The organism is Klebsiella sp. Ech2A (assembly GCF_030078455.1).
GTDB classification, from domain to species: Bacteria; Pseudomonadota; Gammaproteobacteria; order Enterobacterales; family Enterobacteriaceae; genus Klebsiella; species Klebsiella terrigena.
Genome location: NZ_JAQGFU010000119.1, coordinates 1 through 13,337, shown reverse-complemented (window position 1 = coordinate 13,337; position 13,337 = coordinate 1). Strand labels below are relative to the sequence as shown.

General features: G+C 57.8%; 14 protein-coding genes and 1 tRNA gene. 12 read left to right on the top strand and 3 right to left on the bottom strand.

The genetic code is table 11. The features are described 5' to 3' along the window. Positions 1-36 precede the first annotated feature (36 nt). Both PFH44_RS18620 and rsmC read right to left on the bottom strand, forming a co-directional pair. Positions 37-122 (bottom strand) — tRNA-Leu (locus tag PFH44_RS18620). A gap of 170 nt (positions 123-292) precedes the next feature. Continuing rightward, positions 293-1,321, bottom strand: coding sequence for a 16S rRNA (guanine(1207)-N(2))-methyltransferase RsmC (gene rsmC / locus PFH44_RS18615; protein WP_283825783.1), 1,029 nt, complete (start codon positions 1,319-1,321; stop codon positions 293-295). A gap of 174 nt (positions 1,322-1,495) precedes the next feature. On the opposite strand from rsmC, the gene PFH44_RS18610 reads away from it, so the two are divergent. The 12 genes from PFH44_RS18610 (at position 1,496) to deoD (ending at position 12,552) form a co-directional block, all read left to right on the top strand. Then, positions 1,496-1,909 carry a DNA polymerase III subunit psi gene (locus PFH44_RS18610; protein WP_041143940.1) on the top strand — a complete coding sequence of 138 codons (414 nt, stop codon included), beginning with the start codon at positions 1,496-1,498 and terminating at the stop codon, positions 1,907-1,909. Then, positions 1,878-2,324 (top strand): ribosomal protein S18-alanine N-acetyltransferase, encoded by a 447-nt coding sequence (rimI, locus tag PFH44_RS18605; protein WP_045860090.1) that lies wholly within the window; start codon positions 1,878-1,880, stop codon positions 2,322-2,324. The genes PFH44_RS18610 and rimI overlap by 32 nt, the downstream gene beginning before the upstream one ends. Before the next feature lie 14 nt (positions 2,325-2,338). Continuing rightward, positions 2,339-3,016: a pyrimidine 5'-nucleotidase gene (yjjG, locus tag PFH44_RS18600; protein ID WP_123710183.1), complete on the top strand. Its 678-nt coding sequence runs from the start codon at positions 2,339-2,341 to the stop codon at positions 3,014-3,016. Positions 3,017-3,107: 91 nt separating this feature from the next. Continuing rightward, positions 3,108-4,697, top strand: coding sequence for a peptide chain release factor 3 (gene prfC / locus PFH44_RS18595; RefSeq protein ID WP_045860086.1), 1,590 nt, complete (start codon positions 3,108-3,110; stop codon positions 4,695-4,697). Positions 4,698-4,915: 218 nt separating this feature from the next. Further along, entirely contained in the window at positions 4,916-5,527 is a 612-nt protein-coding gene (gene osmY, locus PFH44_RS18590) for a molecular chaperone OsmY (RefSeq protein WP_283825782.1), read from the top strand. Between the two features lie 121 nt (positions 5,528-5,648). Beyond that, entirely contained in the window at positions 5,649-5,810 is a 162-nt protein-coding gene (locus PFH44_RS18585; protein ID WP_004857650.1) for a DUF1328 domain-containing protein, read from the top strand. Positions 5,811-5,952: 142 nt separating this feature from the next. After that, positions 5,953-7,026 carry a patatin-like phospholipase family protein gene (locus PFH44_RS18580; RefSeq protein WP_283825781.1) on the top strand — a complete coding sequence of 358 codons (1,074 nt, stop codon included), beginning with the start codon at positions 5,953-5,955 and terminating at the stop codon, positions 7,024-7,026. Then, the gene (locus PFH44_RS18575) at positions 7,026-7,802 is read left to right on the top strand and encodes a TatD family hydrolase (RefSeq protein ID WP_283825780.1); all 777 of its coding nucleotides are present in this window, start codon (positions 7,026-7,028) and stop codon (positions 7,800-7,802) included. Before PFH44_RS18580 ends, PFH44_RS18575 begins: the two co-directional genes overlap by 1 nt. Positions 7,803-8,241: 439 nt before the next feature. After that, positions 8,242-9,021: a deoxyribose-phosphate aldolase gene (gene deoC / locus PFH44_RS18570; RefSeq protein ID WP_045860078.1), complete on the top strand. Its 780-nt coding sequence runs from the start codon at positions 8,242-8,244 to the stop codon at positions 9,019-9,021. A 156-nt stretch (positions 9,022-9,177) separates the two neighbouring features. After that, positions 9,178-10,500, top strand: coding sequence for a thymidine phosphorylase (gene deoA / locus PFH44_RS18565; protein WP_283825779.1), 1,323 nt, complete (start codon positions 9,178-9,180; stop codon positions 10,498-10,500). Between the two features lie 52 nt (positions 10,501-10,552). Further along, positions 10,553-11,776: a phosphopentomutase gene (gene deoB / locus PFH44_RS18560; protein ID WP_283825778.1), complete on the top strand. Its 1,224-nt coding sequence runs from the start codon at positions 10,553-10,555 to the stop codon at positions 11,774-11,776. A 56-nt stretch (positions 11,777-11,832) separates the two neighbouring features. Continuing rightward, entirely contained in the window at positions 11,833-12,552 is a 720-nt protein-coding gene (gene deoD, locus PFH44_RS18555) for a purine-nucleoside phosphorylase (protein ID WP_041143950.1), read from the top strand. Positions 12,553-12,637: 85 nt separating this feature from the next. Here the strand turns inward: deoD and lplA are convergent. Continuing rightward, on the bottom strand, positions 12,638-13,337 hold a 700-nt coding region (gene lplA / locus PFH44_RS18550), incomplete at its 5' end, for a lipoate--protein ligase LplA (RefSeq protein WP_283825777.1).

Here is a 13,337-nt window from a genome sequence, read left to right as displayed (position 1 = left end):
ACCTTCGCACAGTGCGAGCGATATCTACGTGGATGATGGTGCGAGGGGGGGGACTCGAACCCCCACATCCAAAGGACACTAACACCTGAAGCTAGCGCGTCTACCAATTCCGCCACCTTCGCATACCATCGACACTATGAAAGTATCGTTACCACGGAGGCGCATTCTAGTGGTTTTCAGCTATTCGTCAATAGTTAATTGTGCTGGCGGAATTGATTGTTGCAAAAAGGCGCGCCGGGAGGCGGTAAAAGGCCGGCGACGCGCGGTTACGTCGCCGGACGGTCGCGAGGCGCTATTTCTTCGCCTGGCGGGTCATCACGGTGCGGTAGACCTTAAAGCGGCCGGTCTGCGCGATAACTTCGTGGAAGCCGAAGACTTCGTCCAGCACGTCCGGATAAGGCAGGAAGGCGTTAGCGACGATGCGCAGCTCGCCGCCGCTGCCGAGGTGGCGTACCGCCCCGCGAATCAGGGTTTGCGCCGCTTCCTGGCTGGTCTGCAGGCCGTCATGGAACGGCGGGTTGGAAATGATCATGTCAAACCGGCCGTTAACCTCGGAGAACACGTTGCTGGCGAAGACTTCACCTTCAATGCCGTTGGCGGCGAGGGTGGCGCGGCTGGCCTCTACCGCCGGCGCGCTGACGTCACAGAGGGTTAAGCGGACCTTCGGCGAGTGGCTTGCCAGTACGGTCGCCAGCACGCCCGCGCCGCAGCCGACGTCGAGCACTTTGCCCTTGGTATGCGGCGTCAGCGTTGAGAGCAGCAGCTGGCTACCGACGTCCAGCCCGTCGCGGCTGAATACGCCCGGCAGGGTTTTAATCGTCAGGTTGTCGAGCGGATATTCGCCCCAGTACTGCTCAGGGTCGAAGGTGGGCTGTTTTTCCAGGCGACCGTGATACAGCCCACAGCGGCGGGCGCTGTCAACTTTGGTCAGCGGCGCGTAGTCGGCCAGCATCTGCTCGGCGCTGCGCACGCCGCTGCGGTTTTCACCGACCACGAAAATATCGATACCGGTCGGCAGCAGCGACAGCAGGTTCATCAGCTGGAACTGGGTTTCCGGCTTGTTCTTCGGCCAGTAGTAAATCAGCGTATCGCAATCGGCGACGTCGCTGGCCTGCGCCACCAGGCCAAAGCTGGCGCTCTCGCCCATCTGGCGGCTCAGCGCCTGCCAGTGGTGAAACTGCTGGGTGTGAACGCGGCTGGCAGCGGTGTCCAGACGTGCGGGCAGGTCATCCTGCAGGTCACCGGCAAACAGAACGCGGGCGGACTCGAAATCATCACTGTGGCGCAGCAAGACTTCACTTGCCGGGGTAAAAGCAGACATGAAACACTCCTTCATTAAGACTGGCGCCGATTATACACGTTATCCTTAGCGCTGCCTCTTTGTTGGCTGTCCCTGCGAGCGTCGCCGTATCCCGCCGCCGACAGGGCGGAGTTTGTTGGCGCAAATACGACGGATTTGCTATATTGCGCGCTTGATTAACAGGAGTGTTTCGCTATGACATCCCGACGAGACTGGCAATTACAGCAGCTGGGCATTACCCAGTGGTCGCTGCGTCGCCCCGGGGCGTTGCAGGGCGAAATCGCTATCTCACTGGCTGGCCATATTCGTCTGGTGATGGTGGCGGAAAATCCGCCGTCGCTCAGCGAACCGCTAATCGGCGACGTTCTGCGCGCGCTGGCGCTGACGCCGGATCAGGTGCTGCAGCTGACGCCAGACCGCGTGGCGATGCTGCCGCAGAACGGCCGCTGTAACAGTTGGCGGTTAGGCACGGACGCACCGTTGCTGCTGGCGGGCGCACAGGTAACCTCGCCCGCTTTTGATGAACTCCAGACCAGCGCGCCTGCCCGTATGGCGCTCTGGCAACAAATCTGCGCACATGAACACGATTTCTACCCTCAACACGGCTGATTTGCCCCGAGCCTGGCAAATAGAAACCCGCGCCCACGCTTTTCCGTGGAGCGAGCAAACCTTCGCCAGCAATCAGGGAGAGCGCTACCTGAATCTCCGGCTGGCGGTCGATGGTGAAATGGCGGCCTTTGCCATTACGCAAATTGTGCTGGATGAGGCGACGCTGTTTAACATCGCCGTCGATCCGGCCTTCCAGCGGCGCGGCCTGGGCCGAGAGCTGCTGGAGCGGGTGATTGATGAGGTCGAAAAACGCGGCGTCGCCACGCTGTGGCTGGAGGTTCGCGCCTCTAACGCCGCGGCCATTGCGCTGTATGAAAGCCTGGGCTTTAACGAGGCGACCATCCGCCGCAACTACTACCCCACCGCCGACGGCCGTGAGGATGCACTCATTATGGCTCTACCGCTAAGCATGTAAGACAAGGTGATACGATGAAGTGGGACTGGATTTTCTTTGATGCCGATGAAACGCTGTTTACGTTTGACTCCTTCACCGGTTTACAGCGGATGTTCCTCGACTATAGCGTGACGTTTACCGCTGAAGATTTTCAGGACTATCAGGCCGTGAATAAGCCGCTGTGGGTGGACTACCAAAACGGCGCCATCACTTCGCTTCAGCTGCAGCACCAGCGTTTTGATAGCTGGGCCAGTCGCCTGAGCGTGCCGCCGGGCGAGCTTAACGATGCGTTTATGAACGCCATGGCCGAGATCTGCTCGCCGCTTCCCGGGGCGGTATCGCTGCTGAACGCGCTGCAGGGTAAGGTGAAGATGGGGATTATTACCAACGGCTTTACCTCGCTACAGCAGATCCGCCTGGAACGAACCGGTTTGCGCGATCACTTTGATTTATTGATTATTTCTGAACAAGTCGGCGTTGCAAAGCCGGATGCGCGGATCTTTGACTACGCCCTGGCGCAGGCGGGCTTCCCGGATCGTTCCCGCGTGCTGATGGTCGGGGATACCGCAGAGTCTGATATCCGCGGCGGCGTCAACGCTGGCCTCGCGACCTGCTGGCTCAACGCCCATCAGCGCGAGCTGCCTGAGGATCTCCGCCCGGACTGGACGGTAACCTCGTTAAGCGAACTGGAGCAGCTCCTGTGTAAACACTGATTGCCTCCCCCCCGTTGATGGGTAAAATAGCCGCAATTTTTCGTATTTAACATGCGTGGCCGGTTGCCGCGTTTACTAAGAAGATTCAATTATGACGTTGTCTCCTTATCTGCAGGAGGTGGCCAAGCGCCGCACTTTTGCCATTATTTCTCACCCGGATGCCGGTAAAACTACCATCACCGAAAAGGTGCTGCTGTTCGGACAGGCGATTCAAACTGCCGGTACCGTTAAGGGCCGCGGCTCCAGCCAGCACGCGAAATCGGACTGGATGGAGATGGAAAAGCAGCGTGGTATCTCTATTACCACGTCGGTGATGCAGTTCCCGTATCACGGTAGCCTGGTTAACCTGCTGGATACCCCGGGCCACGAAGACTTCTCTGAAGATACCTATCGTACGCTGACGGCGGTGGACTGCTGCCTGATGGTTATCGATGCGGCCAAAGGCGTCGAAGATCGTACCCGCAAGCTGATGGAAGTAACCCGTCTGCGCGACACGCCGATCCTGACGTTTATGAACAAGCTCGATCGCGATATTCGCGATCCGATGGAGCTGCTGGACGAAGTTGAAAACGAGCTGCGCATCGCCTGCGCGCCGATCACCTGGCCGATTGGCTGCGGGAAGCTGTTTAAGGGCGTGTACCATCTCTATAAAGATGAAACGTATCTCTATCAGACCGGCAAGGGCCACACTATCCAGGAAGTCCGCATTATTAAGGGCCTGAATAACCCGGATCTCGACAGCGCGGTCGGTGAAGACCTCGCGCAGCAGCTGCGCGATGAGCTGGAGCTGGTGCAGGGCGCTTCCAATGAATTCGATAAAGATCTGTTCCTGGCAGGGGAAATCACCCCGGTCTTCTTCGGGACGGCTTTAGGCAACTTCGGCGTCGATCATATGCTGGATGGCCTGGTGGAGTGGGCGCCCGCACCGATGCCGCGTAAGACCGATACGCGCGAAGTTCGCGCGGAAGAAGAGAAGTTCTCCGGCTTTGTGTTTAAAATTCAGGCCAACATGGACCCGAAACACCGCGATCGCGTGGCCTTTATGCGCGTGGTTTCCGGGCAGTATGAAAAGGGTATGAAGCTGCGTCAGGTGCGTATTGGCAAAGACGTGGTGATTTCCGACGCGCTAACCTTTATGGCCGGCGATCGCTCGCACGTTGAAGAAGCCTACCCTGGCGATATTATCGGCTTACATAACCACGGCACCATCCAGATTGGCGATACCTTTACCCAGGGCGAGATGATGAAGTTCACCGGCATTCCGAACTTCGCGCCGGAGCTGTTCCGTCGTATTCGTCTGAAGGATCCGCTGAAGCAGAAACAGCTGCTCAAAGGGCTGGTTCAGCTCTCTGAAGAGGGCGCGGTACAGGTTTTCCGTCCGATCGCTAACAACGACCTGATCGTCGGGGCCGTCGGGGTGCTGCAGTTTGACGTGGTGGTGGCGCGCCTGAAGAGCGAATATAACGTGGAAGCGATTTACGAATCGGTCAACGTGGCGACCGCCCGCTGGGTTGAATCGACCGACGTGAAGAAATTCGAAGAGTTTAAACGTAAAAATGAAATTCAGCTGGCCCTCGATGGCGGCGATAATTTGACCTATATTGCCCCGACGATGGTGAACCTTAACCTGACTCAGGAGCGTTACCCTGAAGTGGTGTTCCGCAAAACGCGCGAGCACTAATCCCTTCTGGAGCGCGGCCTGTGCCGCGCTCTGCTCGATTTTCCCGCCGTTCCCGCCGCTAAAGAAAGTTCTTAATTTTTTCCGCTCTCCCGTTTTTTTATGCATATTTCCCTCCTTCCTTGCGACCTTCTACTATATTTAATAAGCAATTTTCAAAATGCTGGCTTAATAAACTACTTATTTTGCTTTACCGATATAGAAATAACGAGGAGATCACCATGACAAGACGAAAGAATACCAGCAAGCTGCTGGCGCTCTTCTTGGGCTCGGCTATGATCAGCGCCTCGGCATATGCGGACAACTCAACGACGGACAGCGCAAAATCCGTTGCCAACAGCGCCGGGCAGGCTGTCGATAGCTCGATGAATAAAGTCGGCGACTTTATGGACGACAGCACCATTACTGCCAGAGTTAAGGCGGCGCTGATCGATGATAAAAGCATCCGCAGCACGGATATCTCGGTGAAAACTGAGAATAAAGCGGTCACCCTGAGCGGCTCGGTGGAGAGCACCGAGCAGAAAGAGCAGGCGGTCAAAATAGCGAAGGAGGTTAAGGGTGTCTCGACGGTCAACGACAAGCTGAGCGTCGCCAACGAGCAGCCTGCCAGCCTGAAGGGCTACGCTGGCGATACGGCGATTACCAGCGAAATCAAAGCTAAGCTGCTGGCCGACGATATTGTCCCTTCGCGGAAGGTGACGGTTGAAACCAGCGACGGCACCGTGCGTCTGTCCGGGACGGTGGCATCTCGTCAGCAGGCAGAACGCGCCGTTGAGATAGCCAAAGCCGTCACCGGCGTAAAAACCGTGAAAAATGATCTCAGCGTCCAATAACACCGTTCAATAAATAACTTTTTTCGGCAACTGCCGTTTAATAGAGCACGACAGGGTTGGTGCCTGCGCGACCTGAGCGCGTAGAAAAGCGACCGTTATCCACTATGGTAAGGAGAGCATTATGTTTCGATGGGGCATTATTTTTCTGGTCATCGCCTTAATTGCCGCAGCTTTAGGATTCGGTAGCTTGGCGGGTACGGCAGCCTGGGCGGCAAAAATTGTCTTTGTCGTCGGTATTATTCTGTTCCTGGTCAGCCTGTTTACCGGGCGCCGGCGCCCGTAGATGCTAAGGCCAGAACTGCATTAACCGTATTGATGAAATAGTGTTTTACATAAAGCCAGTCTATATGACTGGCTTTTGCTGTATCAGGGGGTTAAAAATTGCGTTACCTTGAGGCGATAGAATAAGCAAACAGGAAGACAGAGTGGGGCATCGAATTCCCGTCACGCTTGGCAACATTGCGCCATTATCGGTTAAACCTTTTCACCCGGGCAAGCTTGGCCTGGTGTGTGAGGGGGGAGGACAACGGGGGATTTTTACCGCCGGGGTGCTGGATGAGTTCATGCGCGCCGGATTTAACCCTTTTGACATTATGCTCGGCACCTCTGCCGGGGCGCAAAATCTCTCCGCCTATATCTGCAACCAGCAGGGCTACGCGTGCAAGGTCATCACGCGTTACACCACCTCCCGCGAGTTTTTTGACCCGATGCGCTTCGTGCGCGGCGGGAATCTTATCGACCTCGACTGGCTGGTGGGGACCACGGCGCAAAAAATGCCTCTGGCGATGAGCTACGCCGAAGATCGATTTGCGCAGGGCAAAGAGCTGTGGATGTGCGCCTGCCGCGGCGACGACTATACCCCTAACTACTTTTCCCCGACGCAGTCCACCTGGCTCGATCAGATCCGCGCCTCCAGCGCGATCCCCGGTTTTTATCGCAGCGGCGTGATGCTTGACGGTATCAGCTATCTCGACGGCGGCGTCAGCGACGCGATCCCGGTGCAGGAGGCCGCAAAACGCGGCGCGCAGACGATTGTGGTGATCCGCACGGTTCCGTCGCAGATGTACTATACCCCGCAGTGGTTTAAACGTATGGAGCGCTGGCTCGGCGAAAGTAGCCTGCAGCCGTTTGTCAATCTGGTCCAGCACCATGAGGCCACCTACCGCGCCACCCAGCAGTTTATTGATAAGCCGCCGGATAAGCTGCGGATCCTCGAAATCTACCCGCAGAAGCCGTTAAAAAGCATGGCCCTGGGGAGCCGGCTGCCGGCGCTGCTGGAGGACTATAAAACCGGCCGTCAGTGCGGCCGCTATTTCCTGGCAACGGTGGGCAAGCTGCTGGCCGACCGTCCGCCGCTGCTGCGGCATATGCCGCGTCTCGCGGTGCCCGCGCCGGTGGTGGTGCCGCCGGCTTCCGTGGCCAACGATGCGCACCAGGCAACCCTGATTGACGCCGCGCAGGCCAACGATGCCAGCTTTGATAATGAGGATCTGGCGTAATGCGGCAGTTTATCGATACCCACTGTCATTTCGATTTCCCGCCGTTTGCCGATGATGAAACGGACAGCATCGCCCGGGCCGCGCGTGAAGGAGTGATGCGGATTATTGTTCCCGCCACCGAGGCGGACAATTTTCCCCGCGTGCTGGCCCTGGCTGAGCAGCATGATGCGCTGTATGCCGCGCTGGGCCTACATCCGATAGTGATTGAGCGTCATGATGAGAGCAGCCTCCAGCGCCTTGAGGCGTGCCTGCAGCAGCGCAGCGCAAAGGTGGTGGCGATTGGGGAAATTGGCCTCGATCTCTACCGCGAGGATCCGCAGTTCGATCGCCAGCAGGCGGTTCTTGAGGCGCAGCTGCGGCTGGCAAAACGCTATGATTTGCCGGTTATCCTCCATTCGCGACGCACCCACGATAAGCTGGCGATGCTGCTGAAAAAGCACGCTCTGGCGCGTACCGGGGTGGTGCATGGCTTTGCCGGCAGCCTGCAGCAGGCGGAGCGTTTCGTGCAGTCAGGATACAAAATTGGCGTTGGCGGAACCATTACCTATCCCCGCGCCAGCAAAACGCGCGAGGTCATGTCGCGTCTGCCGCTGTCGGCGCTGCTGCTGGAAACGGACGCTCCGGATATGCCGCTAAACGGCTTTCAGGGAGAGCCAAACCGTCCGGAGCAGGCGGCTCGGGTCTTTGCCACTCTGTGCGAGCTGCGCCAGGAGCCGGCGGATGCTATCGCCGAGGCTCTCCTGAGCAACACCGAAGCGTTGTTCGGCAGGCTATAACACCTCGCTTAACAAGCGAAACCCGCCCTCTGGGCCGTGGCGGCGGCAAAACTCACGCTGCGGCCCCCTTGTTTGTGAAAATCCCATCATTCCCTGGCGTTGATTAAAATCTTTATTTTTCAATCTATAATCACATAATCCCTCTTTCTTTAGCACAATACGTGTGCGCTGGTGTCGAGTTTTATGCCGCCTGTATGTTATAATAATAACATTGTCGCGCGATGAGCAATTCTGATTATGCTTAAAGAAAACTTGTCGCTGAGACGGTGAGTACGGATATTTTTATGTGATTTACATCTCATTATGGTTATGCAATTTAGTAATTAGTTTTCATTAACTGTGATGGGTGTCGAAGTGTAACGGCGAGGTGATGTTACAATAGTAACAGACTCGCAAGGTGACAAACTATTGAACCGGCAATACGCCGTCGGAGTATGAAATGACTGATTTATCTGCAAGCAGCCTGCGCGCACTGAAGCTGATGGACCTGACCACCCTGAATGACGACGACACCAATGAGAAGGTGATCGCGCTGTGTCATCAGGCGAAAACGCCGGTCGGTAACACGGCGGCTATCTGTATCTACCCGCGCTTTATCCCGATTGCTCGTAAGACCTTGAATGAGCAGGGCACGCCGGATATTCATATCGCCACGGTGACTAACTTCCCGCACGGTAATGACGATATCGATATCGCTCTGGCGGAAACCCGCGCCGCGATCGCCTACGGCGCCGATGAAGTTGACGTGGTATTCCCGTACCGCGCGCTGATTGCCGGCAACGAGCAGGTTGGATTCGACCTGGTTAAAGCCTGTAAAGAGGCCTGCGCGGCGGCTAACGTTCTGCTCAAAGTGATCATCGAAACCGGCGAGCTGAAAGAAGAAGCGCTAATCCGCAAAGCCTCCGAAATTTCCATCAAGGCGGGCGCGGATTTCATCAAAACCTCTACCGGTAAAGTGCCGGTAAACGCCACGCCGGAAAGCGCGCGCATCATGCTGGAAGTGATCCGCGATATGGGCGTACAGGAAACCGTAGGCTTTAAGCCAGCGGGCGGCGTACGCAGCGCGGAAGACGCGCAGCAGTTCCTGGCGATTGCCGATGAGCTGTTCGGCGCAGAGTGGGCCGACTCGCGTCACTACCGCTTCGGCGCCTCCAGCCTGCTGGCTAGCCTGCTGAAAGCGCTGGGCCACGGCGACGGTAAGAGCGCCAGCAGCTACTAAGGCGTCACGGTGACATAACCGTATCCCGGACGAGGCGCGTCAGCGCCGAGGCCGGGAGATCTCCGGCGCCGCAACGAGCGGCCGGGCTTCAGGATTTTAGCACGGGCGCAGATAACGCCGCCCGTCGTGTTTGACCTTATTCCTCAGGGGGTTACCTTGTTTCTCGCACAAGAAATTATTCGTAAAAAACGTGATGGTCACGCGCTGAGCGATGATGAAATTCGCTTTTTCATCAACGGCATCCGTGATAATACCGTCTCCGAAGGGCAGATAGCCGCCCTGGCGATGACCATTTTTTTCCACGATATGACTATGCCAGAACGCGTTTCGCTGACCATGGCGATGCGGGATTCAGGAACCGTACTGAACTGGAAAAGCCTCAATCTTAACGGGCCGATCGTGGATAAGCACTCCACCGGCGGCGTGGGCGACGTTACGTCGCTGATGCTTGGCCCAATGGTTGCCGCCTGCGGCGGCTACGTGCCGATGATCTCCGGTCGTGGACTGGGGCATACCGGCGGAACGCTCGACAAGCTGGAAGCGATCCCCGGCTTTGATATTTTCCCGGACGACGGCCGTTTCCGCGACATTATTAAGGATGTTGGCGTGGCTATCATCGGGCAGACCAGCTCGCTGGCGCCTGCCGACAAGCGCTTCTACGCCACCCGCGACATTACCGCGACGGTGGACTCGATTCCGCTGATCACCGCCTCTATTCTGGCGAAAAAGCTGGCTGAGGGCCTGGATGCGCTGGTGATGGACGTGAAGGTGGGCAGCGGCGCCTTTATGCCGACCTACGAACTCTCTGCGGCGCTGGCCGAAGCGATCGTTGGCGTCTCCAACGGCGCGGGCGTGCGCACCACCGCGCTGCTGACCGATATGAATCAGGTGCTGGCCTCCAGCGCCGGTAACGCCGTCGAAGTCCGCGAAGCGGTTCAGTTCCTGACCGGCGAATACCGCAATCCGCGTCTGTTTGACGTGACCATGGCGCTGTGCGTCGAAATGCTGATTTCCGGCAAGCTCGCCCAGGACGACGCCGACGCGCGGGCGAAGCTGCAGGCGGTGCTGGATAACGGTAAAGCGGCCGAGGTCTTTGGCCGAATGGTGGCTGCGCAGAAAGGCCCGAACGATTTCGTTGAAAACTATGATAAATATCTGCCGACCGCGATGCTGAGCAAGGCGGTCTATGCCGACGGCGAAGGGTTTGTCGCTGAAATGGACACTCGCGCGCTGGGCATGGCGGTGGTGTCGATGGGCGGCGGTCGTCGTCAGGCGTCCGACCCGATTGACTACAGCGTCGGCTTTACCGATATGGCCCGTCTTGGCGATAGCGTTGACGGGCAGCGGCCGCTGGCGGTGATTCACGCGAAAGATGAATCCAGCTGGCAGGAGGCCGCCAAAGCCGTGAAGGCGGCAATAAAACTGGACGATACCGCACCGAAAGAAACGCCGACGGTCTATCGTCGCATTATTGAATAGCTGTATACTGATCTGATCGCTTTTTTGCAGCGCAAAAGGTACGGAGAATAATATGAAACGTGCATTTATTATGGTGCTGGACTCCTTCGGCATCGGTGCGACTGAAGATGCTGCTCGCTTTGGCGACGTTGGCGCAGATACCCTCGGACACATTGCGCAAGCCTGTGCCAAAGGGGAAGCCGACATCGGCCGCAAAGGCCCGCTGAATTTACCAAACCTGACCCGTCTCGGTCTGGTAAAAGCGCATGAAGGTTCTACGGGTTCCATCGCGGCTGGAATGGATGGAAATGCGGAAGTTGTCGGTGCCTATGCGTGGGCGCACGAACTCTCTTCCGGTAAAGACACGCCGTCAGGCCACTGGGAAATCGCCGGCGTGCCGGTGCTGTTCGACTGGGGCTACTTCCCGGAACACGAGAACAGCTTCCCGCAGGAGCTGCTGGACAAGCTGGTTAAGCGCGCAAACCTACCGGGCTACCTCGGCAACTGCCACTCTTCCGGTACCGTCATTCTGGATCAGCTCGGCGAAGAGCATATGAAAACCGGCAAGCCGATTTTCTACACCTCCGCTGACTCGGTGTTCCAGATTGCCTGTCACGAAGAGACCTACGGTCTCGATAAGCTGTATGAGCTGTGCGAAATTGCGCGCGAAGAGCTGACCGAAGGCGGCTACAACATCGGCCGCGTGATTGCGCGTCCGTTTATCGGCGACAAGGCGGGCAACTTCCAGCGCACCGGTAACCGTCATGACCTCGCCGTTGAGCCGCCTGCCGCCACCGTGCTGCAGAAGCTGGTGGATGAGAAAGACGGCCACGTGGTGTCGGTGGGTAAAATTGCCGATATCTACGCGAACTGCGGGATCACCAAAAAAGTGAAGGCGACCGGCCTGGACGCGCTGTTTGACGCGACCATCACAGAGATGAAAGAAGCGGGCGACAAGACTATCGTCTTCACCAACTTCGTCGATTTCGACTCTTCGTGGGGCCACCGTCGCGATATCGCCGGCTACGCCGCGGGTCTGGAGCTGTTCGACCGCCGCCTGCCTGAGCTGATGGCGCTGGTCGGGGAAGATGACATTCTGATCCTGACCGCCGATCACGGCTGTGACCCAAGCTGGCAGGGCACCGACCATACCCGGGAACATATTCCGGTACTGGTCTACGGTCCGAAGGTTAAACCCGGTTCTCTTGGCCACCGCGAAACCTTCGCCGACATCGGTCAGACTCTGGCTAAGTACTTCGGTACCTCTGATATGGAATATGGCAAAGCCATGTTCTGATGGATTTGGGCGGGGACTTCCCGCCCTTCATGCATTCAAATAAAAAGGATAAAACGATGGCAACTCCACACATTAACGCCGAGATGGGTGATTTCGCTGACGTCGTGCTGATGCCGGGCGACCCGCTGCGCGCGAAGCACATTGCGGAAACTTTCCTTGAAGACGTGCGCGAAGTGAACAACGTGCGCGGCATGCTGGGCTTCACCGGGACCTACAAAGGTCGCAAAATCTCCGTTATGGGCCACGGTATGGGTATCCCATCCTGCTCCATCTACACCAAAGAGCTGATCACCGATTTCGGCGTGAAGAAAATCATTCGCGTCGGCTCCTGCGGCGCGGTACGCGCTGACGTGAAGCTGCGCGACGTGGTTATCGGTATGGGCGCCTGCACCGATTCCAAAGTGAACCGTCTGCGTTTTAAAGACCATGACTTTGCCGCTATTGCCGACTTCGGCATGGTGCGCAACGCCGTTGACGCCGCGAAAGCGCTGGGCGTTGACGCGCGCGTCGGTAACATTTTCTCCGCCGATCTGTTCTATACGCCGGATCCGTCGATGTTTGACGTGATGGAAAAATACGGCATTCTGGGCGTGGAAATGGAAGCGGCCGGTATCTACGGCGTGGCGGCAGAGTTCGGTGCAAAAGCGCTGACTATCTGCACCGTCTCTGACCATATCCGTACGCACGAGCAGACCACCGCTGCCGAGCGTCAGACCACCTTCAACGATATGATCAAAATCGCGCTGGAATCCGTTCTGCTGGGCGATCAAGAGTAAGATGAGCGGCTCTCCCCCGATATGGGGAGGGCCGCAGTTTCCGGCTAAAGCGCGAACGCCGCGGCCGGATAGCCGCCTCCCGCCATTACCGTACCGCACCCGCTATCCATGCGGACAGCTCGCCTAGCTCCTGTTCCTGCTCGGGGAAATCGACCCGCAGAGCCTCACATGCCTGCTGCAGCGCCTCGGCGCGATACGCGCAGCCCTGCAGCCGCGCGGCCAGCGCTTCCAGCGGCGCCGGGTTCAGGCTGTCGGTAAATACCTGCGTGCGGGTGATATGCCCCTGCTCGACGTCAAAATGCAGCTCGACGCCTCCCCAGCGAAAGCGCTCATCCAGCAGGTGAGAGAAGGCCGGCGCCTGACCAAAATTCCACTCCCAGCTGCTCTGACGGGCGAAGGTTTCGGCAAAATTAGGCAGATCGGGGGTTTTATCCGGTGAAATGACTTCGGCTTCCACCCGCTCGCCGTAGTGTTTGAAAAAAGCCTCTTCGATGGCGGCGCAAACCTGACGGTGGGTGATGCCCGGCAGCAGCTCCACCAGATTGGCCACCCGGCCGCGTACCGAGGTTATCCCCTTGGCCTGCAGCTTTTTTTGGTCCGGATTGAGGTAGTTGGCGAGGCGGCTTAAATCGGCGTTCAGCAGCAGCGTGCCGTGGTGAAAACCGCGATCCATGGTTTCACGGTAGGCGGAGCCGGAGACCTTGCGGTCGCCTTCGGCGGTTTTCACCACCAGATCGTTGCGCCCGGAGGCTTCCGCCGCGACGCCCAGCGCGTTAAGCGCCTCC